Below are 24416 nucleotides of genomic sequence, written 5' to 3'. Positions count from 1 at the left end.
TAGCGTTTACGGCCTAGCGTTCAAGGCGTGACGACGGGTGAGTTCTTGACTACTGGCCAGGTGGCTGACCTGCTGGGTGTGTCCCGTCAGCAGGTCGTGAACCTGTGTGAGCGTGGAGACCTGCCGTTCGTCAAGGTCGGCAAGCATCGACGAGTTGACCGGCGCGAGGTGGAGGCGCTTCTGCGCCCTCATCCGAAGCTCACGCGTGACCAGCTCAAGTCTCGGTGGCTCCATCAGGCGGTGGCCGGCAACCTGGTCGCCGATCCGGACCTGGTGCTGGCCAAAGCCAGAGAAAACCTTGATCGGCTTCTGCGGATCCATCGAAACACGATGGCTGAAGTCTGGTTGAAGCGGTGGCAGGAACGGATCGATGAGGGCCCCGGTGCTGTTCTTCGGGCGCTTACCTCCGAGGAGCCCGAGTCCCTTGAGCTCCGGCAGAACTCGCCGTTCGCCGGGGTGCTTCCTCAGGAACAACGTCGAAAGGTGCTTGCTGCCTTTACGCACAGCGGAGCAGGGCGGGCGGCATGAGGCGCGATCAACTCGAACATGTGCTGCGGGCCGCATGCCAGATCGCCGCCGACCCGAACGTGCTCGTCATCGGCAGTCAGTCGGTGCTGGGATCGATCCCCGAGGAGCGCTTGCCGTTGGAGGCCACCGCTTCCATGGAGGTCGATGTGGCCTTCTTCGACGACCCCGACGACCGAAAGGCGGATCAGGTCGACGGGGCGATCGGCGAGCTTTCTCCGTTCCACGAAATGAACGGCTACTACGCCCAGGGAGTCAGCGTTTCTACGGCGACCCTGCCCAGCGGCTGGCGGGATCGGCTGGTCCTCGTCGAATCGCATAGCACGCAGCCAGGCCGTGGCTACACGCTCGATCCGCACGACTGCGTGGTCTCGAAGCTGGTGGCCGGGCGGGAGAAGGATTACGCCTTCGCGCACGCGCTCATCCGCGAAGGTCTCATCGACCCGGTGACGATCGCGGACCGGATTGAGATGGTCGAGGTCCACCCGCTGGTGCTGGAACGTCTTCGAAAGTGGATCGGCATGTACCGGCCGACCGCGTGACAAGCGAAGCGGCATACTCGGGGCTGTGACGGCGCCTCGGTTGGAGATTGAGTACTGCACGCAGTGTCGGTGGCTTTTGCGGGCGGCCTGGTATGCGCAAGAGGTGCTCACCACCTTTCCCCGCGACCTCGGTGAGGTTGCGCTCGTGCCGGGGATCGGTGGGGTCTTCGAGATTCGGCTCGAGGGCGAGACGCTCTGGTCCCGGAAGGAGCAGAAGGGCTTTCCGGAGCTGGCCGACCTCAAGCGCCAGGTGCGCGACCGGGTCGCGCCCGATCGCGACCTCGGGCACACCGACCGGGCCGGTCAGGCATCGTCGGAGAGCAGCTGATCAGGCCGCCGGCACGGTGAGGCTGGCGATCAGGGCGCGGTGGTCGGTGCGGGGGATCCGGTGTGCGCTTGTTTCGCGTACGCCGATGCGCTTGTCGACGAGCACGTGGTCGATGGTCACTCGCGGGAGGACGAACTGCCCGTAGTACGGCCAGGTGGCGGCCAGACCCTTGCCGGTCGCGTCGGCGGCGTCGCGATAGCCGGTGGCGATCAGGGCGCGCAGCGAGGCGTGGTCGAGGGTGGCGTTGAAGTCGCCGAGCAGGATGCGGGGCGGGCCGTTCGGGTCGGCCTCGGGCTCGTTGGCCAGGTCGGTCTGCCAGCCCTTCCTGGCGGTCAGGCTCGAGGGCGCGAGCGGGTGCGCCGATTCGATCAGGAGCGGTGCGGCGCCGGGCGGCTGGATCGTCGCGTATGCCTGCCGGAAGCCACCGAGGTTCTGCTTCCAGCCCGCCCCGGTGACCGGGAAGCGCGAGTAGACGCCGGAACCGGCATAGTCCGGCGTGTCGGCGAGCGAGGCATAGGGCAGGAGCTGGTCGAGCCCGGCGTCGGTCAGCGCCTTCCGCGCGGCCGGAGTGAACTCCTGCACGGCCAGCACCGCCACGTCGTTCTCCCGCACCAGCTTGACGACGGTGGCCGGATCGGCACCGCCGGCGTACATGTTGCTGGTCATCACGTGCAGCGCGACGCCAGCGGACGGGCCTTGATCACCGGTGCGGGCCCGGGGCAGCACGATGGCGGCGAAAACCACCACCACGATCGCCGCGACCACCGCGGTGGTCCAGCGCCGTCCGGCGACGGCGAGCACCACGGGCAGCAGGCTCCAACCGGCAACGTACGGCGTGAAGGCCATGAACTGCACCAGCGGCCCGCGTTCCGACCCGCTGAGCCGGGCGACCGCCCACACCGCCGCCGGTACCACCAGGATCCAGAGCACCACGTCCACCACTTTCCGGCGCGGCTTCGGGACGATGACAGGTCGGGTGACCGCCGCCTGGCCGATGATCTTCATGTTGGCGAGGCTAGCCTCGATCAGCCAACTTCCGACCCGTCATCACGACTTCTGCACAACCCCGTCACGCCGCCGGCACGGTGAGCGTGGCGATCACCGCTCGGTGATCACTACCGGTCACGCCGTGGACGGACACGTCCCGCACCCCGACCCGCTCGTCGACCAGCACGTGGTCGAGCGTCACCGGCGGCAGGTGGTGGTACCACGGTCCCCAGGTCGGCACCAGGCCCTCGCCGACGGTGTCGGCGGCATCCCGGTAACCCCGGTCGATCAGGTGCCGGATCGGGGCGTGGTCGAGCGTCGAGTTGAAGTCGCCGAGCAGGATGCGGGGCGGACCGTCCGGGTCCGGGACCGGCTCGGCCGCCAGGCCCGCACGCCAGTCGGCCAGCGCCGACACCGCGTACGGGGCGAGCGGATGCGCCGACTGGACGGCGAGAGCCGTCGCGCCGGGTGGCTGGACCGTCGCGTACGCCTGCTGGTTGTTGCCTTTGGCCCGGGCCGACCCGGCCGCGCTGATCGGGAACCGGGAGTAGAGCCCGGAGCCGGTCGGATCCCATTCCTCGGCGAGCGAGTGGTAAGGGAGCAGCGTGTCCAGCCCGGCCGCGGTCAGGCCCTCCCGGGCGCGGGGCGTGAATTCCTGCACGGCCAGCACGGCCACGTCGTGGTCCCGGACCAGCTTGACCACCGAGGCCGGATCGGCGGCCCCGACGAACATGTTGATGGTCATCACGGTCACTCGAACCCCGGTGGCCGGCCCGCGGTGGGCGTCCGGCAGCGCGCGCGGCAGCACACACACCGCCAGCACCAGCGCGGCCAGCACGGCGGCCGCGGTGGCCAGCCATCTCCGGGCGCGCAGCGCGATCACCACCGGCACCCAGGCCCACAACGCCGCGTACGGCGTATAGGCGAAAAGCTGCACCAGCGGGCCGCGTTCCTGGCCGGACAACCGCACCAGCGCCCACAACAAACCCGGCAGAACCAGAAAGAACATCAGGACGGTACGGGTGGCCCGCCGCGCCGGCCGCACCTCCGCCGACGTGCTGGTGAGCGTCATGCGGCCGACCGTATCGGCCGTGAGGTACCGGGCACGGCTAGTGTGACTTGGGTGACCGAAATCAGACCCGGACGGCTTAATGGCATCACCGATGTGACCGGGGTGCGGGTCGGCCATTACGAGAAAATCGCCGACGGTTGGCTGACCGGGACCACCGTGGTGCTCGCTCCGCCCGGCGGCGCGACCGGTGGGGTGGACGTGCGCGGCGCCGGACCCGGCACTCGGGAGACCGACCTGCTCGACCCGCGCAACCTGGTGGAGCGGGTGCACGCGGTGGTGCTGGGTGGGGGCAGCGCGTTCGGGCTGGATGCCGCGGGCGGGGTGATGCGGCGGCTCGCCGACGACGGGATCGGGTTCCCGATGGGCACCACGCCCGACCGGGTGGTGCCGATCGTGCCGGCCGCCGTGCTGTTCGATCTCGGTCGGGGCGGCGACTGGCGGGCCGTACCGGACGCCTCCTTCGGGGCGGCCGCCTACGACGCGGCCTCGGCCGGTCCGGTCGCCATGGGCACGGTCGGGGCCGGCACCGGAGCCAAGGCGGGCGGCCTGAAGGGCGGGGTCGGCTCGGCCAGTGCGGTCGTCGACGGGTTGACCCTCGGCGCGCTGGCCGTGGTCAACGCGGTCGGCTCCTGCGTCGACCCGGCCACCGGCGAGCTCTACGGCCTGCCGCACGGGCTGGCCGGGGAGTTCGGGGAAGTTCCGGCGCGGCCCGGAGTTCCGCCCGGCGCTTCCGACTCGGATTTCCACACCACCATCGGGGTGGTCGCCACCGACGCGGCCCTCACCAAGGCGCAGTGCCAGAAACTCGCCGGCGTCGCGCACGACGGGCTGGCCCGGGCGATCCGGCCGGCGCACTCCATGTTCGACGGCGACACGATCTTCGCGCTGGCCACCGGGAACGGCCTGCCGCTCGGGGTGGAGGACTTCAACACTCTGCTCACCGTCGCGGCCGACACGTTCAGCCGGGCCATCGTGCACGGGGTGCTGTCCGCCACCGGGGCCGGCGGACTCCAGGCCTACCGCGATTCGCCGCGATAGGCCCGGACCCACACTCAGATCTTGGCGTCGAGCACGTCGCCGATGTTCGCCGCCACCAGCTCGTCCCGGATCACCGCGGCGTCGCCCTCCACCACCAGGGTCAGGCCCTTCGGGTGCAGGTGTGCCGCCGCGGCCGCCGACACCTGCTCGACGGTCGCCTCCAGGTACTGCTTACGCAGCGACGGGTAGTAGTCGTCGGGCAGGCCGTGCAGCACCAGGGTGCTCAGCGCGCCCACGATCGCACCCGGGGTCTGCATCTCCACCGACAGCTGGCCGGCCCGCCACGACCGGGCCACCGCCAGCTCGTCCTCGGTGACCCCGTCCAGCTGGGTGCGGTCGATCTCGCCGAGCGTGTCGACGATCGCCGGCACGGTCACTGCGGTCTGCACACCGGCGGCCACCTCGAACCGGCCGAACCGCCGGGACATCGCGTAACTGCCGCGGATGCCGTACGTGTAGCCCTTCACCTCGCGGATCAGGTGATTGAGCCGGGACGTGAACGCGCCGCCCAGCACCGTCGCCGCGAGAGTGATCGGCACATAGTCGGGGGTGGCCCGCTCCGGCGACCGGTGGCCCAGACGCAGCGTCGACTGCACCGAACCGGGCCGGTCCACCAGGATCACCCGGCGGTGGTCGCGCACCGACCAGAGCAGCGGACCGTCGGCCGGGTGCGCCTCGCCGGTGGTGCCGCCGAAGGCGGCCTCGCCCAGCGCGGCCAGGTCGATGCTGTCCAGGTCACCGGCGACCAGCAGCACCCCCGGGCGCAGCAGCCACGCCTGGTGGAACGCGAGCACGTCGTCCACCGTCACCGCGGCCACCGAGGTCGGGTCGCCGTGCAGCGGACGGCCGTACCGGCCGGAGCCGAACAGGTCGGAACGCAGCGTGGCGTCGGCCCGCGGGCCCGGCTGCGCCCAGTCCATCCGCAGCGCGGTCACCTCGTCGTCGCGCACCCGCAGCACGTCGGCGGCGTCGAGCCGGGGCGTGCGGATCGCCTCGGCGGCCAGCCGCACCGCGTCCAGCAGCAGCGGAACCGGCGCCGAGAGGCCGACCCGGAACGAGTCCCAGTCGACCGACGGGGACAGCTCGGCGCCGAGCCCTTCGAGCGCGAGCGCGTAGGCCGCCGAGTCCCGTGCCTTGGTGCCCTCCTCGAGGGACTTGGCCAGCACGGTGGCGGTGCCCTCCCGGCCGTCGGCCTCGTGTGCGGCCCCGGCGTCGAGCATCAGGATCGCGCTGGCCAGGCGCTGGCCGGGGAGGTGGGCGGCGATCACGGTGCCGCCGCCGACGGTTACCCGGCGGAGCTCCGGGAAGGTGTACGGGCGGGCCTCGCCCGTCCCCGGTCGAGTAGCGACGAGCGTCATTCTTCCCCCTCCGGCAGGTAGGTCAGGGTGACCCGGGACTCGGGCTTCAGGGCGTACGCGGCGGCGGTGGTCACGTCGTCGGCGGTGACCGCGAGCCACTGCGGCAGCCGGTAGGCCACCGTGGCCGGGTCGCCGAACTGGGTGGCGTACCGGCCCAGGGTGTCGGCCCGGCCGCCCACCGTGGACAGCGAGCGCCACCAGGCGGTGGTCAGCAGCGCCTTCGCCCGGGACAGCTCTTCCTCGGTGACCGGCTCGGTGACCAGGCTGGCGACGACCTCGGCGAGGCCCTCCTCCAGCTCGGCCACGTCCACCCCGTCCTTGGCGGTGGCCGTGATGATCAGCGGCGCCGGGGCGTGCGCCAGATCCACCCCGTACGACCCGATGTAGTCGGGCTGCGCGATCCGCTTTCCGTCGGCGAGCCGCTGGTAGAGCCGGCTGCCCCGGCCGTTGCCGAGGATCGTGGCGAGCACGGTGATCGCGTCGTACCCCGCCGTACCGAAGGGATGCGTACGGTGCGAAAGGTAAATGCGCGGAGCCGGAACCGCCGCGGTGACCGTTTCCCGGGCCGGCGTCTTCGCCGGCCCCGCCAGGTGGCTGGAGGGCGCGGGCGGAATCCCCGCCACCGGGGCGAGCGCCCCGAAATACTTCGCGGCGAGCGCGAACACCTCGTCCTTGCCGGCGTCGCCGGCCACCGTCAGCACGCAGTTGTTGGGCGCGTAGTACTGCTGGTGGAAGGCCTTGAAGGTGTCCAGGCTCGCGGCGTTCAGGTCTTCCATCGACCCGATCGTGGCGTGGTGATAGGGGTGTCCCGGCGGGTAGAGCAGCTCGAGAAGCCGCAGCCAGGCGTCCCCGTACGGCACGTTCTCGTACCGCTGGCGGCGCTCGTTCTTCACCACCTCGCGCTGGTTGTCCAGGGTCTCCTGGGTCAGCGCCGGCACCAGCCCGCCCATCCGGTCGGCCTCCAGCCACAGGGCCAGCTCGAGGTGCTCGGACGGCATGGTCTCGAAGTAGTTGGTGCGGTCCGGGTTGGTGGTCGCGTTCAGCGACCCGCCGTTCCCCTGCACCAGGCGCATGTGCTCGGTCTTGGTGACATGCACCGACCCTTCGAACATCAGATGCTCGAAGAGATGCGCGAAGCCGGTCTGCCCGGCCGGCTCATGCCGCGAGCCGACGTCGTACCAGAGGTTGACGCAGACGACCGGCGAGCTCCGGTCCTCACTGACCACAACCCGAAGGCCGTTGTCCAGTCGCGTGGTTTCAATAGGCCACGGATAGCCGGTGGTGACAACCGGCGCACTTGGGGACGTCACCCACCCATACTGCCTTGTCCCGCGCGACTTGGACGCCGTGAGATCAATCCACCGGCTCGACCGAGGCGATCAGCCGATGCATCCCGCTCGACGGGTTGTCATCGGGTGGCGCGGTCCCATTCTTGGCATGACGCCGGTCGAGCTCGGCGGCCCGCGCGGCCGCGGCGCCACGCCGCGGCATGTAAAGGGTGGCGTCGAGGCTCTTGCCGGGCTGCCCGTCGTATCGACGGCGCAGCCGCCGCGCGCCATCGTTGTCGAGCCAGGCCGTGCAATCGTCGAAGTGCAGCGCGAGCCACAGCTCGAAGCAGGGGTTGGTCAGGGCGATGTGAATGTCGTGATCGGCCGCGAGCTTCAGGGCTTCCCGAAGCCCAGGGTGTGGCGTCGGCCATTCGACGTCGAACACGCACCAGAACTCGTCGATCTCGCCGCCATCCCGCTGGCGCGCCACGATCGCCTTGCGGACCAAGCCGAGCGGCGTGTGGCCGGCACAGTGCTGGTCGATCCGGATGTCTACGGCGGCCACCTCGCGCACCGACGGTTGTCGGCGGAGAGCGTGCAAGTACTCCGGTTCGGTGCGTAGGCCCTCGCAGAAGACGAGCAGTGTCTTGCGGGGCCGGAGCACCGCGACCCGACGGGTCAGTTGCTTCGGCCCCGCCCGACGGCTGGCCATCACTCACCGCCTGCGGCCAGGCCCAGGGACTGGCGCAGGGTGCTCATGTCGACCTGTGGCACGGCGCCGAACCGGCCGTGCAGGTAGGCCCGCTCCAGGTTGGTGGAGCGGCGGACTCGGTCGCCGCCGTACTCGGCGAGGGCGGTCAGCCGGGTCGCGCCATCGTCGCCCTTCTCGGTGAGCCACACCTCGTCGCGGTTCAGTTGGCCGAGAAGGCTCGTGTCGTGCGTCGTGAAGATCAGCTGTGCGCCTCGCGGATTGGTGTGCGGATCCTGGAACAGCGTGAGTAGGTGCGCGGACAGCTTTGGGTGCAGGCTGGCGTCAATCTCATCGACCAGCAGGATCTGACCGGAGCGGAGGGCGTGCAGCACCGGACCGATCACGCCGAACCACGTGCGGGTGCCGGCCGATTCGTCGTCGATGTCGAAGGCGAGCCGTTGCGTCCCGGCGCGATGCACCAGCCGCAACCGGTAACCGCCGCCGTACCGCTCCACCTCGACGTCGTCGATGCCCAGGTCGGCGAGGCGCAGCATGCCGAGAGCCAGACCGCGGGCGTCGAAGTCGTCGCGGACCTCGTCCTCGGCGTCCTGAAAGACGAACCGGGTGGCGGCGAGGCTGTTCGCGTCGGGGCGGCGCGGCCCTCCGAGGTTCAGCGATCCGACTCCGGCCAGGGCGCGGCCGAAAGCGCCCACCTCCGGATCGTCGAAACGTAGCGCTGCGGAGAGGGCGAGCGTGGTCGGCGTGAGCAACTCACGAGTGCCGGACAGCGCGCTCAGGCCGCGGCGGAACGACAGGTTCATCTCGTCCCGCTCGAACAGGACGCGACGGCGACGTTCCGGGTAGCTGTAGAGCGTCTCCGCGACGATCGACGAGTCGTCGACCTCCAACTCGTATGTGTATCGCACACCGCCGACCATCATCTCGGCCTCGAACGTCGACGCGGACGACGGGCCCGCACCGAACCGGAACGGCTGACGCGGCACGTAGTCGGTCCATTGCCGTAGCGAGTGGTCGACCGCGGACGAGAGCCAGGCCAGAGCCTCCAGCACGTTGGACTTCCCAGACGCGTTGGCGCCATAGATCGCCGCGACCGTCAGCACCCGCTCGGCAAGCCGATCGAACCCCCGAGTTGCCTCCCGATCATCATCGACGGCGATCATCGACAACTCGATCGGTTCCATGATCGAGCGGTGATTTGCGGCCTCGAAGCGAAGTAGCACTACCGCCCCTCCTGCACTCTCGATGCGATTCTCGTAAAGAATACGCGAAACCGCGTCCCAGCGTGCACCACGCTGCATGAGCGATAACCCCGTGGCGATCGCCGGGAAGGGATGCCATGCTGGGCGGCGTGCTTGAGGATGTCCGGGTCAATGACCGGCTGACGATTCCGGCGGCCGAGCTGTCCTGGCGCTTCTCGCGGTCCAGTGGGCCCGGCGGCCAGGGCGTCAACACCACCGACTCGCGGGTCGAGCTTTCCTGGGACCTGGCCGGGTCGCCGCTGCTGCCCGCCACGCTGCGCGAGCGGGCGCTCGGCCGGCTCGAATCGCGCCTGGTGCAGGGCGTGCTGACGGTGGTCGCCTCCGAGCATCGGTCCCAGCTGCGCAACCGGGAAGCCGCCGCCGCCCGTCTCGCCGCCCTGGTGGCGAGCGCGGTCGCCGCGCCGCCGCGGGCTCGGCGGGCCACCCGGCCGAGCAAGGGGTCGGTCGAGCGGCGCATCGCCGAGAAGAAGCGCCGCGGCGAGACCAAGAAGAACCGACGTTCCTACCCCAGCGACTGACCGTGGCCGACAAGGTCGACTTCAAGCGGGAGATCGCCGCCTACCGCGCGCGGTCCGGCCGGTTCGACCTCGTCGACGTGCCCGACCTGCAGTACCTCATGATCGACGGGCACGGTGACCCGAACACCGGCTCGGCCTTCGGCGAGGCGACCGAGGCGCTCTACCCGCTGGCCTACCGGCTGAAGTTCGCCAGCAAGGCACTCGGCCGCGACTACGTCGTGATGCCGTTGGAGGGCCTGTGGTGGGCCGCCGACATGGAGTCGTTCACCGGGGCCCGCGACAAGTCGCGGTGGGACTGGACGCTCATGATCATGGTCCCGGACTGGATCGACAAGCGGATGTTCGCCGAGGCCGGGGACAGCGGCCGGGTCCGGCTGGAGACGCTGTCCGAGGGGCGCTGCGTGCAGACCCTGCACGTCGGCTCCTACGACGACGAGGCCGAGACGCTGGCCCGGATGCACCACGAGTTCATCCCGGCCAACGGCCTCCGGATGACCGGCAAACACCACGAGATCTACCTCAGCGACGCCCGCAAGACCGCCCCGGAGAAACTGCGCACCGTCCTGCGGCAGCCGGTCAGCGCTGGTTGAAGGGGGCGACTGTCTCGCGGTTGCGGGCGGCGTTCTCCGGGCCCATCAGTTCCTCGCACACGCGGATCAGGCGGGCGCGCAGGGCGGCTGCCCGGCGGGCGAACTCGCGCTGGCGCGCGACGTACTCCGCCTTGCCCTCCGGGGTTTCGATCTTCACCGGTTCGTGGCCGTATGAGGTCAGGTCGTAGGGGCTGGCCTGCATGTCGAGCAGCCGGATGTCGGTGGCCAGGGCGAAACAGTCGAGCGCCAGCGCGCCGGGAACGGCCGGGCCCAGCTTCTGGGCCCACTTGTGCACGTCCATCGCGGCGTGCAGGCAACCGGGCTGGTCCAGGTCGACCTGGGTGGCCCGGGTGGGCTGCAGGCGGTTGAGGCCGACCGCCTCGGGGGTGAAGAAGCGGAACGCGTCGAAATGGGTGCACCGGATCGGGTGCTGTTCGACCACCCGGTCGGTCTCGGCCAGGCCGAGCCGCAGCGGCAGCGGATGGCGGTGGTCGGGGTCGCGGTAGACCATCGCCCACTCGTGCAGGCCGAAGCAGCCGGAGAAGACCGGCCGGGACGCGGTGGCGGTGAGCAGGCCGTGGATGTAGCGGACGCTTTCGCCGCGGGCGTGCAGGAACGCGTCCTGATCCAGCGTCACCACGCCGTCGGGATAGGTCATGTAGAACTTCCACGTCGCCTGCTCGGCCAGGCCGGCCGGGGCCGGGGCCAGGCCGGCACCGACGCCGGGGTGCCAGCGTCGCAGCTGGGCCGGCCGGGTGCCGTAGTAGTCGTAGAGGAAGTCTTCGATCGCGTGTTTCTCGCCGGTGGAGCGACGAGAGCGGTGGCCCGCGGTCATCTCGTCGGCCCGCTCGGCGTGGGCGCGGGCGAGGGGAATCCAGGTGACCGAGGGCAGCGTCGTGGTGAGTGCCCTCACCTGCTTGATCCCCATCGCATCAGCGTATCCAGCCGACGCGATCAACACGATCACCGTTAGGCGCGAATGAGGTCCGCCACGGCGGCCGGCGCGCCGAGATCCGGGGCATTATGGTCGAACTCGGGCGTCCGGACCAGCTTCGCGTGCGGAATCGTTTCCACAAGCAAGGGCAACACCTCTTGGATGTACGCCGGGGAGCGGCCGCCGCCGAGCAACAGAGCAGGCGCGGTGATCCCGGCATAGCGCCCGCCGTCCGAGTCCATCTCGCGGGCGACCCGCATCTCGGGAACCACCGTGGGCAGCACCTCGCGGGTGGCCCGGCCCTCGGCGGTCAGCCGCTGCATCGCCCAGACGGCCGCGACGACGAGTGGCCCGCCCGGCATGAAGTCGAGCGAGTGCAGGAAGTGGACCATCGCCCGGGCCGGCCGGCCGGCGGCGAGAAGTTCCTCGTAACGCGGCAGCCAGTCGAACGGCATCCCACTGTCGACGCTGACCGCGGGCTCGTAGGCGATCACCCGATCGAGGTCGGTGCGCAGCGCGACGTGCAGCGCGACCAGCCCGCCGTAGCTGTGCCCGAAGACCTGCCGCGATCCGGTTTCGGACAGCACCTCGATCGTGTCGGCGACTTCCCGGTCGAGGCCGTAGTCCGAACCCTGCGCGGGGCTGCGGCCGCGACCGCGCCGCTCGACGACATGGACGGTGTAGGACGAGGACAGGGCGGCGGCCAGCGCGGCGTAATGGCGGGCGCGGCGGGTCGCGCCGGGGAGGACGACGAGGCCGGGGCCCTGACCGACAGTCAGCACATCGACAGAAGACATGTTCAGGAATGTAGTACATCTACTACGACTTTGATACTGTGCTGGACATGGGAGGAATGACTTTGACGGGGGAGCTCGACGCCGGCCTCGACGTGCCGGCCGACGAGCGGGTCATCGACGTCCGTGATCTGTGCATGCGTTACGGCGCGAAGGACGTGCTGGCCGGGGTCAGCTTCACAGCCCGGCGTGGCGAGGTGCTGGCCCTGCTCGGGCCCAATGGCGCGGGCAAGACCACGACCATCGAGATCCTCGAGGGCTTCCGCATGCGGTCGGCCGGCGAGGTGCGGGTGCTCGGCGTCGACCCGGCGAGCGCCGGCGAGCACTGGCGCGCCCGGGTCGGCGTGGTCCTGCAGTCCTGGCGCGACCACGGCAAGTGGCGGGTCCGGGAGTTGCTCAAACATTTGGGGACGTATTACGCGCCCTACTCGACCGGCGAGATCCGCCGGCCGTGGCCGGTCGACGACCTGCTCGACGTGGTCGGCCTGACCGCGCACGCCGGCCAGCGGGTGATGCGGCTCTCCGGCGGCCAGCGCCGCCGGCTCGACGTGGCGATCGGCATCGTCGGCCGCCCCGAGCTGCTGTTCCTCGACGAGCCGACGACCGGGTTCGACCCGGCCGCCCGCCGCGAGTTCCACGACCTGGTGCACCGGCTGACCGATGTGGACGACACCACCATCCTGCTGACCACCCACGACCTCGACGAGGCCGAGAAGCTGTCCGATCGCATCGTGATCCTCAACGACGGCCGGATCATCGCGGACGGCTCGGCCGATCAGCTGTCTCGCCAGGTGACCGGCCTGACCGAGGTTCGCTGGACCCGGGACGGCCAGCGGTTCATCCACGCGGCGGAAGACGCGACCGCGTTCGTCCGGCAGCTCTTCCTGCAGTACGGCGAGGACATCGCCGACCTGGAGGTGCGCCGCAACAGTCTGGAAGACACGTACATGAAGCTGGTGCTCGACGCCGAGGGAGGCGCGCGATGATCTCGACTCTCCGGGCCGGACTGGCCCGCGGTGGCATCGAGTTGAAGCAGACCCTGACCACGCCGAGCGACCTTTCTTCATACCTGATTCCGGCGCTCATCCTGTTCGCCACGATCTTCTTCCAGCGCGACGCGCACGTGCCCGGCACCTCCTTCTCGCTCGGGGCGAGCACGCTGCCCGGGGTGTTCGGGATGGGCATCGCGTTCGGCAGCCTGCTGACGGTCGCCCAGTTGCTGACCGTGGAGCGGGAGGACGGCACGCTGCTGCGGGCCAAGGCCACCCCGAACGGCATGGGTGGCTACCTGGCCGGCAAGGCCGTGCTGGTCGGCGGGATGACCGTGGTGAGCCTGCTTCTCCAGCTGGTGCCGGGGCTGTTCCTGGTGGACGGCCTGCGGGTGAGCGCGACCGGCTGGTTCATCCTGCTGTGGCTGGTGCCGCTCGGGTTCCTGGCGACCATGCCGCTCGGCGCGGTGCTCGGTTCGATCTTCGACAACCCGCGCAACATGGCCCTGGTGACCTTGCCGATCTTCGGACTGGTCGCGCTCTCCGGCATCTTCTATCCGATCACCGGCTTCCCGGGCTGGTTGCAGGCCATCGGGCAGGTCTTCCCGATCTACTGGCTAGGGTTGGGCATGCGTTCGGTGTTCCTGCCCGATTCGATGGCGCTTGTCGAGTTGACCCACTCCTGGCGGCATCTCGAGACGTTCGGCGTGCTCGCGATCTGGACCGTGGTGGGTCTCGGCCTGGCGCCGGCCGTGTTGCGACGGATGGCGCGCCGGGAGTCCGGTTCGGCGGTCGCTGCGCGCCGGCAGCGGGCGATGGTGACCGTAAACAGATGAGCCTTCAGTCGGGTCAAGGGCGGCGGTGGGGCTGAGGATGGCGAGCACTGAGGTCACCTACAACCGGATCGCGATGCTGCGCGCTGAGCGCGGCATCTCGCGGCGGCAGCTCGCCGACGCTCTCGGGGTGCACTACCAGACGGTGGGCTACCTGGAGCGCGGCGAGTTCAGCCCGAGCCTGCACCTGGCGCTGCGGATCTGCGCCTACTTCGAGGTGCCGGTCGAGGTGGTGTTCTCGCTCGAGCCGTTCCCGCGGCTGGGCGCGGAGTCCAACGGAGCGGCCCGGTCGGCGTAGATTTCGGGGGAGAGCCTCGAGAGATAGGGAATTCTTCGTGCGTTTCGCCCGCTTTGTCCATGCTGGTGGAGTTTCGTTCGGTGTCGTCGAGGGCGCTGAGGGCGAAGGCCTGACCATCGCCGAGATCGACTCGATTCCGTTCGCGAAGGTGCAGTTCACCGGCCAACGCTGGGCACTCGCCGACGTCCGGCTGCTCGCTCCGATCTTCGCGAGCAAGGTGATCGGCGTCGGCCGCAACTACGCCGACCACGCGGCCGAGCTCGGCAACGAGGTGCCCAAGGAGCCGTTGATCTTCCTGAAGCCGTCCACCTCGGTGATCGGGCCGAACGACGCGATCCGGCTGCCCCCGCAGTCGCAGCGGGTCGAGGAGGAAGCCGAGCTGGCCGTCGTGATCGGCGCGAGCGGCGCCCGCCGGGTCGACCGGGCCGGTGCCGAGGCGGCGATCTTCGGCTACACCGTCGCCAACGACGTCACCGCCCGTGACCTGCAGCGCAGCGACCCGCAGTGGACCCGGGCCAAGGGCTTCGATTCGTTCTGCCCGATCGGCCCGTGGATCGTCACCGGCCTCGACGTGAGCGACCTCGAGATCCGCTGCGAGGTCGGCCGCAACCCCGACACCATGGAGGTGCGCCAGATCGGCCGCACCAAGGACATGGTCTTCGACGTCCCGACCCTGGTGTCGTACGTGTCGCACGTCATGACGCTGCTGCCCGGCGACATCATTCTGACCGGCACCCCGGCCGGGGTCAGCGAGCTGACCACCGGCGACACCGTGTCGATCACCGTGCAGGGCATCGGCGAGCTGCGCAACCCGGTGGTCTCACTGGAATAGCGCGACCGCCGCGGCCCACGACAGGCCGCCGGCCGCCCGGTACGCCCGGGCCACCTCCTCGGTGGTCAGGGCGTCCCGGGCATTTTTCTCGGCCGCGTCCCGATCGCGTACCTCGTCGGGGGTGAAGATCGCCGAGCCCAGGGCGGACCGCTCCCGTTCGGCCACCGCCAGCAGGGTCAGCGCACGCTCGGGCGGCTCGAGCTGGGCCAGCCCTTCGATCGCGTCCAGTTGGCCCTCGGTGATGCCTAGTTCGGTGTAGATGGCGAGCGACTGCCGCAAATGCCTGCCGGATTTATCCGTATTTCCCAGCCGTCGAGCGACAATGCCGAGATTCGTCAGCGCGGCGGCTTCGCCTCGTTGCTCGCCGATCGCTCGGAATGCCAGCAGGGCTCGCTCGAACAGCGGCCCGGCCTCGTCGAGACGATCCAGGCAGCGCAGCGTCCCGGCCGTGTTGTTCAGCCCGGCCGCGATCATCCGGGCGTCGCCCGCCTCTTCGGCCAGGGTCAGCGCTTCGTAGCCATAGGCCAGCGAGGCCTCGTAGTCGCCCTGCCCCTGCGCGGTGATCAGCAGGTTGTTCAGCGCGGCCAGCACCCCGGGCCGGTCGTCGAGCAGACGGAACGTCGCCAGGCCCTGCTCGCCGAGCCGCCGTGCCTCACCCAGGTCGCCACTGTTACGCGCGAGTGCGGCCGCCGCCCGCAGCGCCTTGGCCCGGGCCACTGACGGACTTTGCGGCGCGATGTCCAGTGCGTGCCTCAATCGGCCGCGGCCCTCGGCCATCCGGCCGGTGATCCACCAGTACCACCACATCGCGGCGGCCAGGGTCAGCCCGTCGGCCGGGTCGCCGTCGGTCAGCGACCACTCCAGCGCGGCCAGCACGCTCGGGTGCGCGGCGTCCATCGACGCCAGCCAGGCGGTGTGCGCCGGGCCGTCCGGTGGCGGCGGGGTGGCCAGCCGGTCAAGCCACAGTGCCACGAACCGTCGGCGGGCCGGATCGTCGGCGGGCAGGCGCTCGGCCGCGTACTCCCGGATCGTCTCGATCAACCGGTACCGCGAACCGTCCCAGTCGACCATCGAACGGTCGGTGAGCTGGCTGAGCGGGTCGAGCGCGCCGGCCCCGTGCACCCGGTCGGCGGCGTCCGAGTCGAACGGTCCGGCGAACAGACTGAGCCGGGCCAGCAGACCCTGCTGGACCTCGTCGAGCAGGTCGTGCCCCCAGTCGATGGCCGCCCGCATGGTGCGGTGCCGTTCCACCGGGGAGTTGCCGATCAGCAGGTCGAGACGGCCGGTCACGGCGGCCAGCGGCAGCGAGCGCAGCCGGGCGGCGGCCAGTTCCAGGGCGAGCGGCAGGCCGTCGAGGCGCCGGCACAGGTCGGCGGCGAGGTCCTGTTCGGCGGGCCGCAGGCCGGTGCCGCCGCGGGCCGCGGACACCCGGTCGGCGAACAGCCGCACGGCGTCGGCCGGGGTCAGCCCGGGCAGCGGGCACAGCGTCTCGCCAGGTATGCCCAGCGGTTCCCGGCTGGTCGCCAGCACCCGCAGGCCCGGCATCGCCCGGATCAACTCGTCCACGGTGGCCGCCGCGTCGGCCCGCACGTGCTCGCAGTTGTCCACCACGAGCAGCGCCCGGCGATCGCCGACGTGGTGGGACAGGGCCTCGATCGCGGACCCGCCGGGCTCGTCGCGCACCCCGGCCGCGGCCGCGAACCGGGTGGCGTCGGCCGACGCGTACCCGGCCAGCTCGACCACCAGGACCAGGTCGTACTCGGCGGCGACCTCGCGGGCCAGCTCGTAGGCGAAGCGGGTCTTGCCGCAGCCGCCCGGACCGGTCACGGTCAGCAGCCGCGTCTCGCCGGCCAGGGCGTGCGCCCGGTCCAGTTCGGCGCGCCGGCCGATGAACCGGCTGCGCGAGCCGGGCAGACCCGGCGCCGGTCGGTCCAGCGTCGGATCGCGCCGCCGGATGCCCGCGGCGAGAGCCGCGAGATTCGGTCCGGCTTCCATGTCGTACGACCGGAGCACGGTGACCGCCGAGGCGAAGACGTCCAGCGCCTCGGCCGATCGCCCGGCCCGGTGCAGCACCAGCATCAGGCGCTCGACAAGCGGTTCGGCGACCGGGTCGGCGGCCACCCAGGCGCTCAGCTCGGCCAGCACCGGGCGGCCGGCGGCCAGTTCCCGGTCGACCCAGTCGCGCCGCGCCGCGAGCAGCAACTCGGTCAGCCGGGCCGCGGCCGCCTCGACGACCGGCCCGGAGCCACCGCCCTCGTAGGCCGGCCCGCGCCACAGCCCGACGTCGCCGGTGGTCTCGAACTCGGCCGCGTCGAGTTCGCCGGCCCGCAGCGCGTAGCCGCCGGCTGTCGAGATGAGACGGTCACCGACCACTTTGCGCAACGCGGATGCGTGCACCTGCAGGGCCGGCCCGGCCGTCGCCGGCGCACCCTCGGGCCACATCTCGGCGATCAGCCGCTCGGCCGAGACGAGTTGCCCGCCCGACGCGATCAGCGCCGCGAGCAGGGCTCGTGGCCGGGGAGCAAGCGGCGCGACGGCACCGTCGGCGGTCACCACCCGCACCAGGCCCAGCACCTCGAAGCGCATCGGTCTCCGTCTTAAGCGTTTGTTTGGCGACCGGAACCACGCTAGCGGGCGCAAACGCCGTCGCCACCACCCCAGCGTTCCGGCATTCTGTCCTGTGGGGGGATATCGAGATGAAGATCCTGGTTACCGGAGCCACCACCAACATCGGGCGGATGGTGGTCGACGAGTTGCTCGCGCTCGGCGCCGACGACGTGCGCGCGCTGACCGTCGACCCGGTGCGGGCCGCACTGCCGGCCGGCGTCGAGATCGCGCGCGGCTTTCTCGGCCGGCCGTCGACGCTGCCCGCCGCGTACGCCGGGGTGGATGTTCTCTACCTCGCGCCGTACCTGCCCACCGTGACCGAGGCGTGCCGGCTGGCGGCCGAGGCCGGGGTCGGCCGGATCGTCGACCTGGCCGGGCCCAAGGGCGAGCACTGGCAGGCCGTCGAGGACGCGGTCGAGGCGTCCGGCCTGCCGTTCACCCACCTCGAGCCGGGCGAGTTCATGGCCAACGCGGCGATCTGGAGCCGGCAGATCCGGGCCGGCGACGAGGTCCGCGATGCCTTCGGAGCCGCGGCCAACGCCCCGATCGCTCAGGAGGACATCGCCGTGGTGGCCGCCCGTGCACTGCTCGACGAGGGTCTGGTCGGCCGCTCGCTGGAGTTGACCGGTCCGGAGACGCTGTCCCGCCGTCGCAAGGTGGAGCTGATCGGGCAGGCGCTCGGCCGTGAGCTTCGTTACGTCGAGTTACCACGCGACGAGGCGGTCGCCGAACTGACGACGGATATGGGGGAGCACGCCGCCTGGTACGTCGACGGCCTCGAGATGCTCGCCGCGTACCCCCAGCCGGTCGTGCCGACGGTCGCCGAAATAGCGGGCCGACCTGCGACGACGTTCCTCGAGTGGGCCCGCCGCAACGTGGATCTGTTCGAGGACCGGTAACCCGATTTGGTGGGCCCGGGGTGGTCGGGTAGCATTCTTTCTCGGCGCGGGAAACCGGGCCAATGGGGTATGGGGTAATTGGCAGCCCGACTGGTTCTGGTCCAGTTAGTCTAGGTTCGAGTCCTGGTACCCCAGCGCTACCACTCCTGCAAAGGATGGTGGAGCTGGACTTCTGATAGAGTTCGGCCTCGCCGCTGAAGCTAGCGGAAGCAAAAAGCAAGTCCTGGCCCCGTCGTCTAGCGGCCTAGGACGCCGCCCTCTCAAGGCGGTAGCGAGGGTTCGAATCCCTTCGGGGCTACACAGCGTAGCGGCCTTACATCGAAAGATGTGAGGCCGCTTCTGTCTTTCAACCGGAATAATGTTCGGATGGCAGACACCGTGGTCCGTCGAGTCGATCTCGGCTACTTCATTCGTCCCGCTGCGGAAACCGGCACGGGACACCCCCGCGTCGAACCCACCCTCGGCTATCTGATCGAGCATGAGCTCGGCACCGTTCTCGTCGACACCGGCATGGGCAGCCATCCGGAGGTGGACGCCTGGTACCACCCGCGCCGGATCCCGCTCGCCACCGCGCTGAAGGCGTCCGGCGCCAAGATCGACGACGTCGGTTACTTGGTGAACTGCCATCTCCACTTCGACCACTGCGGCGGCAACCCACTGCTGGCCGGCCGCCCGGTCTTCACCCAGCGCACCGAGCTGGCCTCGGCCCGGACGACCCAGGACTACACGCTGCCGCCGCTGATCGATCACCCCGGCGCCCGCTACGAGGAGCTGGACGGCGAGACCGAGATCCTGCCCGGCGTGGTCATCCTGCCGACGCCCGGACACACCGCGGGCCACCAGTCGGTACTGGTGGCCCGCAGCGACGGCACCGTGATCGTGGCCGGCCAGAGCCACGACAACGCCAGCCTGTTCACCGGCGACGTCCTGTCCCAGCGGGCCGGCGTCGGCCACTATCCGGCCTGGCTGCACCGGATCCTGGCGCTCGACCCGAGACAGGTCGTCTTCGCTCACGACAACGCGGTCTGGACCCCCGGTTCGAGCCAGGTCAGCGCCCCTTGAGGGAAGGCTGCCGAGATCTCGGTGCGCCCCTCGTGGAAGTGTGACCAGCCCTCGTAGTGCACCGGCACGATCTGCCGCGGCTTCACCACGGAGGCGAGCCGCACCGCGTCCCGCCCGGTCATCGTGTACCGGGCGGGCCCGGTGAGCCCGAACTGCACCTTCCCCAGGTGCAGGACGGCGGTGTCCACGTCGAAGCGGGACGCCACCTCCAGCACGCCGGGGAACACCACGGTGTCCCCGGAGATCCACACCACGGTGGCCGAGCCGGCCGGCTGCAGGGCGAAACCGATGCTCGGGCCGAAGACCGGCAGCAGCACGGCCGGACCGTGCCGGGACGGCGTCGCGGTGATCTCCAGACCCTTGACGGTGGTGGTCTCCCACGGGCGCAGGCCGGTCGCGTTGCCGCCCAGGCGCCGGGCTCCCACCTTCGTGGTGATCACCGTGGGCACGGTCGGCAGCAGCTTCCGGCCGGCGCTGTCCAGGTTGTCGGCGTGCTGATCGTGGGTGACCAGCACCGCGTCCAGGTCACCGAGATCCTCGACGGCGACGGCGGGGCCGGCCGTCTTGACCGACGACGTGCCCCAGCCGAACGAATAGCGCCGGCCGGGGGCGTCGAACGTCGGATCGATCAGCAGCCGCACCCCGTCGATCTCGAGCAGGGTGGTCGGCCCGCCGATGTGGGTGATGTTCATTTGGCGTGCGCCAAAGCCCACTCCAGGACCTCGTCGGCGATCTGCTCCCAGCCCTTCTGAGCCGGCAGCAGGTGGGCGTAGCCCTCGTACTCCCGCCGCTCGGTGATCGTCTTTGATTTGTAGTGCTTGGCGTTCGACTCCTGGATCGCCGGCGGCATGATGTGGTCTTCCGAACCGGAGACGAACAGCAGTGGCGCCCGGTTGTCGTTGTGGTAATCGACCCAGGTGTCCTGGTGGCCGGGCTGGAAGTTGGCCAGCACCCCGCCCCACAGGATGCCCCCGCTGGCCGGGATGGCGTACCTCTCCCAGAGCGCCCGCGCCTCGTCGTCGGTGAACGTGTTGGTGAAGGCGTACTTCCATTCGTCGAAGGTCAGACCGATGGCCTTGTGCCGGTTGGCCGGGGTCTTCAACACCGGGAAGGTGGACTTCAGCTGGGACAGCGGCACCACCCGGACGCCCTCGGTGGGCGCCGAGTTGAGCGCGACGCCGGCTGCGCCGAACCCGTGGTCGAGCAGGATCTGGGTGAACGCCCCACCGGCCGAGTGCCCGATGATGATCGGCGACTCGGGCAGCGCCCGGATCGCCTCCTCGTAGTGCGCGATGATCTGCGGCACGGTGACGTCGATGATCGGGGTCGGGTCGGCATTCAACGCCTCGACCTCGACCTCGAAACCGGGGTAGGCCGGCGCGATCACCTGGTGGCCCTTGGCTTCGTAGTGTGCCTTCCAGTGCTCCCAGCTGCGCGGAGTCACCCAAAATCCGTGTACCAGAACGATCGGCTTCATACCTCCGATCGTGGTGGGAGCGCGTCCACACGCGAATCACGTGCGACGCGTAGTCAGTCGTGCAAACTCGTCCGTAGCTGCCGCCGCGACCGCACGCCGAGCTTCCGGTACACCTTGCGCAGGTGGTAATCGACCGTACTGGCGCTGAGGTAGAGGTGCGCCGCGATCTCGGCGTTGGTTCCGCCGTCGCGCGCCAGGCGCGCAACGGCGGCCTCCTGCGGCGTCAGGGCCGTTTCGTCCGTTTGCCGTACGGGCATGGGCGCGTCCCCGCCGAGCGCGCGCAGCTCCCGCCGGGTGCGTTCGGCGAACGCCTCGGCCCGCACCTCCTCGAACATCTCGAGTGCGAGGCCGAGTTGCTCCCGGGCGTCCCGGCGGCGGCGCTGCCGGCGCAGCCACTCGCCGTAGAGCAGCCGGGCCCGGGCCAGATCGCCGTGCCCGAGGCCACCGGTCAGGTGCTCGATGGCCCGCCGATAGTGCGGTTCCGCCTCGGCCGAGCCGGCCAGCAGCGCCCGGGACCGGTCGAGCAGGCCGGTGGCCCGGGGCGAGTCGCAGGCGCCGGCCGCGAGGGTCAGGTCGGCGAGGGCGAGCTTGGCGGTGCGCCGATCGCCGCAGCGCAGTGCGGCCTCCACCAGATCGGGCAGCGCGCAGGCGTACCGGCGCGGCCGGCCCAACTCGATCAGCCCGCACAGGGTGTCCCGGGCGGCCGAGTACCGGCTTTCGGCGTTGTCCAGGATCGCCAGGCTGAACCTGGTCCAGCCGTGCAGGGAGCCGAGGGTGAGCATCTCGAAGACGTCCAGGGCGGCGGTCACCGATTCCCGGACGCCCGGCCCGGCCCGCCAGGCGACCAGTTCCGGGTGCCGCCAGACCAGCTCCTGCTCGGCGGTCATCCCGATCGCCTGGCGCAACCGCTGCCCGGCGGTGTCGTGCCGGTCGGCGTCGTTCAGCCGGCCGAGCGCCACCCCGGTGATCGTGCCGAGGTAGTGCACGAGATCGAGGGCGTGCAGCGCGCCGGTGCGGTGCGCGGCCGCCTCGGCCCGGTCCAGCAACACCTTCTTGGTGTCGTCGGCCCAGATCAAATTGCAGAAGTTGACGCCGATCACCAGCCGCCGCAGCAGGGTCTCGGCGGGCAGGGCCGGGTCGGCGACCGCGGCGATCGCCCGGCGCAGGGCGGGGACGCCCCGCTCGTACCCGTCGACCGTGAAAGCGTGGTACCCGGCCAGGATCAGCCCGTCCAGGTCGTCACCGGCCAGTGCGATCGCGGCCGCGGCCACCTCGGCCTCGGTCACGGTGGACAGGTGCTCGGCGCCGATCGTGTGGTCGATGGCCTGTACCACCGCGCGGCGGGCCAGGCTGCGGTCGTCGCCGAACGACGCGGCCGCGGTCAGGCATCGGGCCGGGGCATGCCGCTGACCGCCCGGCGCCCCCGCGTTGACCTCGGCCATCGACCGGATCAGCAGGGCGCTGCCGTGCACCGGGCCGGGCAGTGCGACCTCTCCCGACGCGTCGAGCAGCACCAACGCCCGGGCGAAGGCGCCGGCCGTGAGGGCGGCCTCGGCCGCCCGGACCTGGCGTTCGGCCCGCCGGACCGGGTCCGGGGTCAGCTCCGCCGCCCGGGTCAGGAACGTCGCCCGGGCGGTGTGCCCGCCGCGGGCGCCCGCCCGGTCGGCGCGGCGTTCCAGCTCGGCCGCGGTCGTCTCGTCCGGGCCGTCGGCGGCGGCCGCCAGGTGCCAGGCGCGGCGGTCGGCGTCGGTGTCGCCGGTGATCGCGGTGGCCAGGGCGCGGTGCGCGGCCCGGCGCTGCGCGGGGGCCGCGCCGCCGTAGACCGCCGACCGGACCAGCGGATGCCGGAACGTCAGCGGCGGCGAGCCGGTGACCAGCCGGTCGGCCTCGGCGGCGGCCGCGTCGGCGGGAGTGGTGCCGAGCAACTGGCCGGCCTCGGTGACCTGACCGGCGCTACCACCGGCGTTGGCGGCGGCCAGCAACAGCCAGGTCTGGGTGGCCGGCGGATAGCCGCGGATCCGGGCTGTGTAGTGGGCTTCCAGGCGGCTGCCGATCGGGGCCGGCTCGGGCAGCGGGGTGCTGCCGCGCAACTGTTCGGCGGTGAGTTCGCGGCCCAGGTCGGTGAGCGCGAGCGGATTGCCGCCGGTGGCCCGGGCGATGTGCTCGGCCAGCGCCGGGTCGACCGGGGTGTCCACCACGTCGGTGAGCAGGGCGACCGCGGCTTCCGGGCCCAGGCCGCCGACATCCCGGGCCTCGAGGCCGGCCAGCAGGCCCGGGTCGTCGTCCTCGGCGCGCAGGCCGAACAGCAGCACCACGCCCTCGGCGTGCAGGCGGCGAGCCACGAAAGCGAGTGCCCGCAGGGATTCCCGGTCCAGCCACTGCGCGTCGTCGATCAGGCAGAGCCGGGGTGCCTCGGCGAGCAGGGTCAGCGCGGCCAGGCTCACCAGGTAGAGGTCCGGTGGCGGGCCGTCGGCGAGGCCGCAGGCCACCTCCACCGCCGCCCGCTGGCCGGTCGGCAACCGGTCCCGGCCGGGCAGCAGCGGGATCAGCAGACGGTGCAGTGCCGCGTACGGGAAGTCGGCCTCGGACTCGACACCACTGATCCACAATGCGTTTGCCGCACTGCTTTCGGCGTACCGAAGCAGTGCGGTCTTGCCGACACCGGCCTCGCCGCGCAACACCAAGCTTGCGCTGCGCCCACCTCGCGCCTGTTTCAGAAGCGCGTCGATGGACGCGCATTCCAACTCTCGCCCGAAGAGCCGCACGCGCGCACTTTATCGGGCTGTCGTTACGCGACTACAGGCCGGAAAGTCGTTGGCCGGCGCGGACTACCGCCATCGCGTGGCGTTCGCCGGGGCGGCGGCCGAGACGCTCGATCGGACCGCTTATTGAAATTGAGGCGATGACCCGGCCCGTCCGGTCGCGGATCGGGGCCGAGACACTGGCCACACCGGGCTCGCGCTCGGCGACGCTCTGCGCCCAGCCGCGCCGGCGCACCTCGGCGAGCGTGCGGCCGGTGAACTTGCAGCGCGGCAGCAGCGGCATGACCGCCTCGGGCGGCTCCCAGGCCAGCAGGATCTGAGCGGCCGAACCGGCCGTCATCGGCAGCACCGAACCGACCGGTACGGTGTCTCGGAGGCCACTCGCGCGTTCCGCGGCGGCAACACAGATCCGTTCATCTGCACGACGCAAGTAAAGTTGCGCGCTCTCCCCCGTCGCGTCCCGCAATGCGGAAAGCAGGGGTTCGGCGGCGGTCAGCAGAACGTCCGGAGCGGCGTTCGCCAGCTCGCCCAGACGGGGGCCCGGACGCCATCTTCCCTGGGTGTCCCGGACCAGCATCCGGTGGATCTCCAGGGCCTGGGCCAGGCGATGTGCCGTCGCCCGGGGCAGCTTCGTACGGTCTACTAGCTCGGCCAGGCTGGCGCCGTCCACACATGCGGCAAGGATGACAACCGCCTTGTCGAGAACGCCGACACCGCTCATACTGTGTCCCA

General features: G+C 70.9%; 25 protein-coding genes and 2 tRNA genes. 14 read left to right on the top strand and 13 right to left on the bottom strand.

Translation table 11 applies throughout. The features are described from left to right. The first annotated feature begins 27 nt into the window (after positions 1 to 27). From Ate02nite_RS06960 to Ate02nite_RS06950, 3 genes are read left to right on the top strand one after another with little or no spacing between them, the layout of a single operon-like run. Positions 28 to 528, top strand: a complete 501-nt coding sequence (locus Ate02nite_RS06960; protein WP_203800765.1) for a helix-turn-helix domain-containing protein — start codon at positions 28 to 30, stop codon at positions 526 to 528. Beyond that, entirely contained in the window at positions 525 to 1067 is a 543-nt protein-coding gene (locus Ate02nite_RS06955) for a DUF6036 family nucleotidyltransferase (RefSeq protein WP_203800763.1), read from the top strand. The genes Ate02nite_RS06960 and Ate02nite_RS06955 overlap by 4 nt, the downstream gene beginning before the upstream one ends. Before the next feature lie 25 nt (positions 1068 to 1092). Continuing rightward, positions 1093 to 1395, top strand: a complete 303-nt coding sequence (locus tag Ate02nite_RS06950; protein ID WP_203800761.1) for an Rdx family protein — start codon at positions 1093 to 1095, stop codon at positions 1393 to 1395. Here the strand turns inward: Ate02nite_RS06950 and Ate02nite_RS06945 are convergent, their stop codons facing one another. Both Ate02nite_RS06945 and Ate02nite_RS06940 read right to left on the bottom strand, forming a co-directional pair. After that, positions 1396 to 2400, bottom strand: a complete 1005-nt coding sequence (locus Ate02nite_RS06945) for an endonuclease/exonuclease/phosphatase family protein (RefSeq protein ID WP_203800759.1) — start codon at positions 2398 to 2400, stop codon at positions 1396 to 1398. It lies immediately after the preceding gene. Positions 2401 to 2464: 64 nt separating this feature from the next. Continuing rightward, a complete protein-coding gene (locus Ate02nite_RS06940) occupies positions 2465 to 3454 on the bottom strand; it encodes an endonuclease/exonuclease/phosphatase family protein (protein WP_203800757.1) in 990 nt (329 codons plus the stop codon). Positions 3455 to 3505: 51 nt separating this feature from the next. On the opposite strand from Ate02nite_RS06940, the gene Ate02nite_RS06935 reads away from it, so the two are divergent. Further along, complete coding sequence (locus Ate02nite_RS06935) at positions 3506 to 4492, top strand: P1 family peptidase (protein WP_203800754.1); 987 nt, start codon at positions 3506 to 3508, stop codon at positions 4490 to 4492. A 14-nt stretch (positions 4493 to 4506) separates the two neighbouring features. Here the strand turns inward: Ate02nite_RS06935 and Ate02nite_RS06930 are convergent, their stop codons facing one another. Genes Ate02nite_RS06930 through Ate02nite_RS06915 form a run of 4 tightly spaced genes read right to left on the bottom strand, consistent with a single transcriptional unit; the run spans position 4507 to position 9011 of the window. Further along, the gene (locus tag Ate02nite_RS06930) at positions 4507 to 5850 is read right to left on the bottom strand and encodes a M16 family metallopeptidase (RefSeq protein WP_203800751.1); all 1344 of its coding nucleotides are present in this window, start codon (positions 5848 to 5850) and stop codon (positions 4507 to 4509) included. Beyond that, positions 5847 to 7160: a M16 family metallopeptidase gene (locus Ate02nite_RS06925; protein WP_203800748.1), complete on the bottom strand. Its 1314-nt coding sequence runs from the start codon at positions 7158 to 7160 to the stop codon at positions 5847 to 5849. The genes Ate02nite_RS06930 and Ate02nite_RS06925 overlap by 4 nt, the downstream gene beginning before the upstream one ends. Positions 7161 to 7203: 43 nt before the next feature. Beyond that, entirely contained in the window at positions 7204 to 7830 is a 627-nt protein-coding gene (locus Ate02nite_RS06920) for an RloB family protein (protein WP_203800745.1), read from the bottom strand. Beyond that, positions 7830 to 9011, bottom strand: a complete 1182-nt coding sequence (locus Ate02nite_RS06915; RefSeq protein WP_203800743.1) for an AAA family ATPase — start codon at positions 9009 to 9011, stop codon at positions 7830 to 7832. Before Ate02nite_RS06915 ends, Ate02nite_RS06920 begins: the two co-directional genes overlap by 1 nt. Positions 9012 to 9166: 155 nt before the next feature. Here Ate02nite_RS06915 and arfB point away from each other — a divergent pair, with 155 nt between their 5' ends. Together arfB and Ate02nite_RS06905 are read left to right on the top strand one after the other, a co-directional pair. After that, positions 9167 to 9607 carry an alternative ribosome rescue aminoacyl-tRNA hydrolase ArfB gene (gene arfB / locus Ate02nite_RS06910; RefSeq protein ID WP_203800740.1) on the top strand — a complete coding sequence of 147 codons (441 nt, stop codon included), beginning with the start codon at positions 9167 to 9169 and terminating at the stop codon, positions 9605 to 9607. Positions 9608 to 9609: 2 nt separating this feature from the next. Further along, on the top strand, positions 9610 to 10197 hold the full coding sequence (locus Ate02nite_RS06905; RefSeq protein ID WP_239147180.1) for a GyrI-like domain-containing protein: 588 nt from the start codon (positions 9610 to 9612) through the stop codon (positions 10195 to 10197). Here Ate02nite_RS06905 and Ate02nite_RS06900 read toward each other — a convergent pair. Further along, complete coding sequence (locus Ate02nite_RS06900) at positions 10184 to 11125, bottom strand: 3-methyladenine DNA glycosylase (RefSeq protein WP_203800737.1); 942 nt, start codon at positions 11123 to 11125, stop codon at positions 10184 to 10186. The genes Ate02nite_RS06905 and Ate02nite_RS06900 overlap by 14 nt on opposite strands. 41 nt (positions 11126 to 11166) lie before the next feature. Next, positions 11167 to 11928 (bottom strand): alpha/beta fold hydrolase, encoded by a 762-nt coding sequence (locus Ate02nite_RS06895; RefSeq protein ID WP_203800734.1) that lies wholly within the window; start codon positions 11926 to 11928, stop codon positions 11167 to 11169. A gap of 56 nt (positions 11929 to 11984) precedes the next feature. On the opposite strand from Ate02nite_RS06895, the gene Ate02nite_RS06890 reads away from it, so the two are divergent. Genes Ate02nite_RS06890 through Ate02nite_RS06875 form a run of 4 tightly spaced genes read left to right on the top strand, consistent with a single transcriptional unit; the run spans position 11985 to position 14877 of the window. Then, complete coding sequence (locus Ate02nite_RS06890; RefSeq protein WP_203801127.1) at positions 11985 to 12911, top strand: ABC transporter ATP-binding protein; 927 nt, start codon at positions 11985 to 11987, stop codon at positions 12909 to 12911. Continuing rightward, on the top strand, positions 12908 to 13750 hold the full coding sequence (locus Ate02nite_RS06885) for an ABC transporter permease (protein WP_203800731.1): 843 nt from the start codon (positions 12908 to 12910) through the stop codon (positions 13748 to 13750). Before Ate02nite_RS06890 ends, Ate02nite_RS06885 begins: the two co-directional genes overlap by 4 nt. Before the next feature lie 37 nt (positions 13751 to 13787). Next, positions 13788 to 14045: a helix-turn-helix transcriptional regulator gene (locus Ate02nite_RS06880; protein WP_203800717.1), complete on the top strand. Its 258-nt coding sequence runs from the start codon at positions 13788 to 13790 to the stop codon at positions 14043 to 14045. A gap of 37 nt (positions 14046 to 14082) precedes the next feature. Then, positions 14083 to 14877, top strand: a complete 795-nt coding sequence (locus Ate02nite_RS06875; protein ID WP_203800715.1) for a fumarylacetoacetate hydrolase family protein — start codon at positions 14083 to 14085, stop codon at positions 14875 to 14877. Here Ate02nite_RS06875 and Ate02nite_RS06870 read toward each other — a convergent pair. Beyond that, on the bottom strand, positions 14866 to 17463 hold the full coding sequence (locus tag Ate02nite_RS06870; RefSeq protein ID WP_203800712.1) for an ATP-binding protein: 2598 nt from the start codon (positions 17461 to 17463) through the stop codon (positions 14866 to 14868). The two genes, Ate02nite_RS06875 and Ate02nite_RS06870, sit on opposite strands and share 12 nt — an antisense overlap. 110 nt (positions 17464 to 17573) lie before the next feature. On the opposite strand from Ate02nite_RS06870, the gene Ate02nite_RS06865 reads away from it, so the two are divergent. The 4 genes from Ate02nite_RS06865 to Ate02nite_RS06850 all read left to right on the top strand — a co-directional run bounded on the left by Ate02nite_RS06865 (position 17574) and on the right by Ate02nite_RS06850 (position 19445). Beyond that, positions 17574 to 18383: an NAD(P)H-binding protein gene (locus tag Ate02nite_RS06865; protein WP_203800710.1), complete on the top strand. Its 810-nt coding sequence runs from the start codon at positions 17574 to 17576 to the stop codon at positions 18381 to 18383. 63 nt (positions 18384 to 18446) lie between these two features. Next, a tRNA-Gln gene (locus Ate02nite_RS06860) sits at positions 18447 to 18518 on the top strand. A gap of 90 nt (positions 18519 to 18608) precedes the next feature. Next, positions 18609 to 18681, top strand: a tRNA-Glu gene (locus tag Ate02nite_RS06855). A gap of 68 nt (positions 18682 to 18749) precedes the next feature. Beyond that, positions 18750 to 19445 carry an N-acyl homoserine lactonase family protein gene (locus tag Ate02nite_RS06850; RefSeq protein ID WP_203800701.1) on the top strand — a complete coding sequence of 232 codons (696 nt, stop codon included), beginning with the start codon at positions 18750 to 18752 and terminating at the stop codon, positions 19443 to 19445. Here Ate02nite_RS06850 and Ate02nite_RS06845 read toward each other — a convergent pair. Genes Ate02nite_RS06845 through Ate02nite_RS06830 form a run of 4 tightly spaced genes read right to left on the bottom strand, consistent with a single transcriptional unit; the run spans position 19394 to position 24405 of the window. After that, entirely contained in the window at positions 19394 to 20137 is a 744-nt protein-coding gene (locus Ate02nite_RS06845) for an MBL fold metallo-hydrolase (protein WP_203800699.1), read from the bottom strand. The two genes, Ate02nite_RS06850 and Ate02nite_RS06845, sit on opposite strands and share 52 nt — an antisense overlap. Continuing rightward, entirely contained in the window at positions 20134 to 20922 is a 789-nt protein-coding gene (locus tag Ate02nite_RS06840; RefSeq protein WP_203800698.1) for an alpha/beta hydrolase, read from the bottom strand. The genes Ate02nite_RS06845 and Ate02nite_RS06840 overlap by 4 nt, the downstream gene beginning before the upstream one ends. A 53-nt stretch (positions 20923 to 20975) precedes the next feature. Next, positions 20976 to 23687 (bottom strand): helix-turn-helix transcriptional regulator, encoded by a 2712-nt coding sequence (locus Ate02nite_RS06835; protein ID WP_203800696.1) that lies wholly within the window; start codon positions 23685 to 23687, stop codon positions 20976 to 20978. A gap of 31 nt (positions 23688 to 23718) precedes the next feature. After that, positions 23719 to 24405 (bottom strand): IclR family transcriptional regulator, encoded by a 687-nt coding sequence (locus tag Ate02nite_RS06830; RefSeq protein WP_203724414.1) that lies wholly within the window; start codon positions 24403 to 24405, stop codon positions 23719 to 23721. Positions 24406 to 24416 lie beyond the last annotated feature (11 nt).

Source organism: Paractinoplanes tereljensis (genome assembly GCF_016862435.1).
Taxonomy (GTDB): domain Bacteria; phylum Actinomycetota; class Actinomycetes; order Mycobacteriales; family Micromonosporaceae; genus Actinoplanes; species Actinoplanes tereljensis.
This window is presented reverse-complemented; position numbering and strand designations above follow the sequence as displayed.

Excerpts from the sequence above, each read along its gene's own strand:
- Ate02nite_RS06955 (WP_203800763.1), top strand. The coding sequence starts at position 525 with ATGAGGCGCGATCAACTCGAACATGTGCTGCGGGCCGCATGCCAGATC.
- Ate02nite_RS06945 (WP_203800759.1), bottom strand. The coding sequence starts at position 2,400 with ATGAAGATCATCGGCCAGGCGGCGGTCACCCGACCTGTCATCGTCCCG.
- Ate02nite_RS06940 (WP_203800757.1), bottom strand. The coding sequence starts at position 3,454 with ATGACGCTCACCAGCACGTCGGCGGAGGTGCGGCCGGCGCGGCGGGCC.
- Ate02nite_RS06930 (WP_203800751.1), bottom strand. The coding sequence starts at position 5,850 with ATGACGCTCGTCGCTACTCGACCGGGGACGGGCGAGGCCCGCCCGTAC.
- Ate02nite_RS06920 (WP_203800745.1), bottom strand. The coding sequence starts at position 7,830 with ATGGCCAGCCGTCGGGCGGGGCCGAAGCAACTGACCCGTCGGGTCGCG.
- Ate02nite_RS06915 (WP_203800743.1), bottom strand. The coding sequence starts at position 9,011 with ATGGAACCGATCGAGTTGTCGATGATCGCCGTCGATGATGATCGGGAG.
- arfB (WP_203800740.1), top strand. The coding sequence starts at position 9,167 with ATGCTGGGCGGCGTGCTTGAGGATGTCCGGGTCAATGACCGGCTGACG.
- Ate02nite_RS06900 (WP_203800737.1), bottom strand. The coding sequence starts at position 11,125 with ATGGGGATCAAGCAGGTGAGGGCACTCACCACGACGCTGCCCTCGGTC.
- Ate02nite_RS06895 (WP_203800734.1), bottom strand. The coding sequence starts at position 11,928 with ATGTCTTCTGTCGATGTGCTGACTGTCGGTCAGGGCCCCGGCCTCGTC.
- Ate02nite_RS06890 (WP_203801127.1), top strand. The coding sequence starts at position 11,985 with ATGACTTTGACGGGGGAGCTCGACGCCGGCCTCGACGTGCCGGCCGAC.
- Ate02nite_RS06885 (WP_203800731.1), top strand. The coding sequence starts at position 12,908 with ATGATCTCGACTCTCCGGGCCGGACTGGCCCGCGGTGGCATCGAGTTG.
- Ate02nite_RS06880 (WP_203800717.1), top strand. The coding sequence starts at position 13,788 with ATGGCGAGCACTGAGGTCACCTACAACCGGATCGCGATGCTGCGCGCT.
- Ate02nite_RS06870 (WP_203800712.1), bottom strand. The coding sequence starts at position 17,463 with ATGCGCTTCGAGGTGCTGGGCCTGGTGCGGGTGGTGACCGCCGACGGT.
- Ate02nite_RS06865 (WP_203800710.1), top strand. The coding sequence starts at position 17,574 with ATGAAGATCCTGGTTACCGGAGCCACCACCAACATCGGGCGGATGGTG.
- Ate02nite_RS06850 (WP_203800701.1), top strand. The coding sequence starts at position 18,750 with ATGGCAGACACCGTGGTCCGTCGAGTCGATCTCGGCTACTTCATTCGT.
- Ate02nite_RS06845 (WP_203800699.1), bottom strand. The coding sequence starts at position 20,137 with ATGAACATCACCCACATCGGCGGGCCGACCACCCTGCTCGAGATCGAC.
- Ate02nite_RS06840 (WP_203800698.1), bottom strand. The coding sequence starts at position 20,922 with ATGAAGCCGATCGTTCTGGTACACGGATTTTGGGTGACTCCGCGCAGC.
- Ate02nite_RS06830 (WP_203724414.1), bottom strand. The coding sequence starts at position 24,405 with ATGAGCGGTGTCGGCGTTCTCGACAAGGCGGTTGTCATCCTTGCCGCA.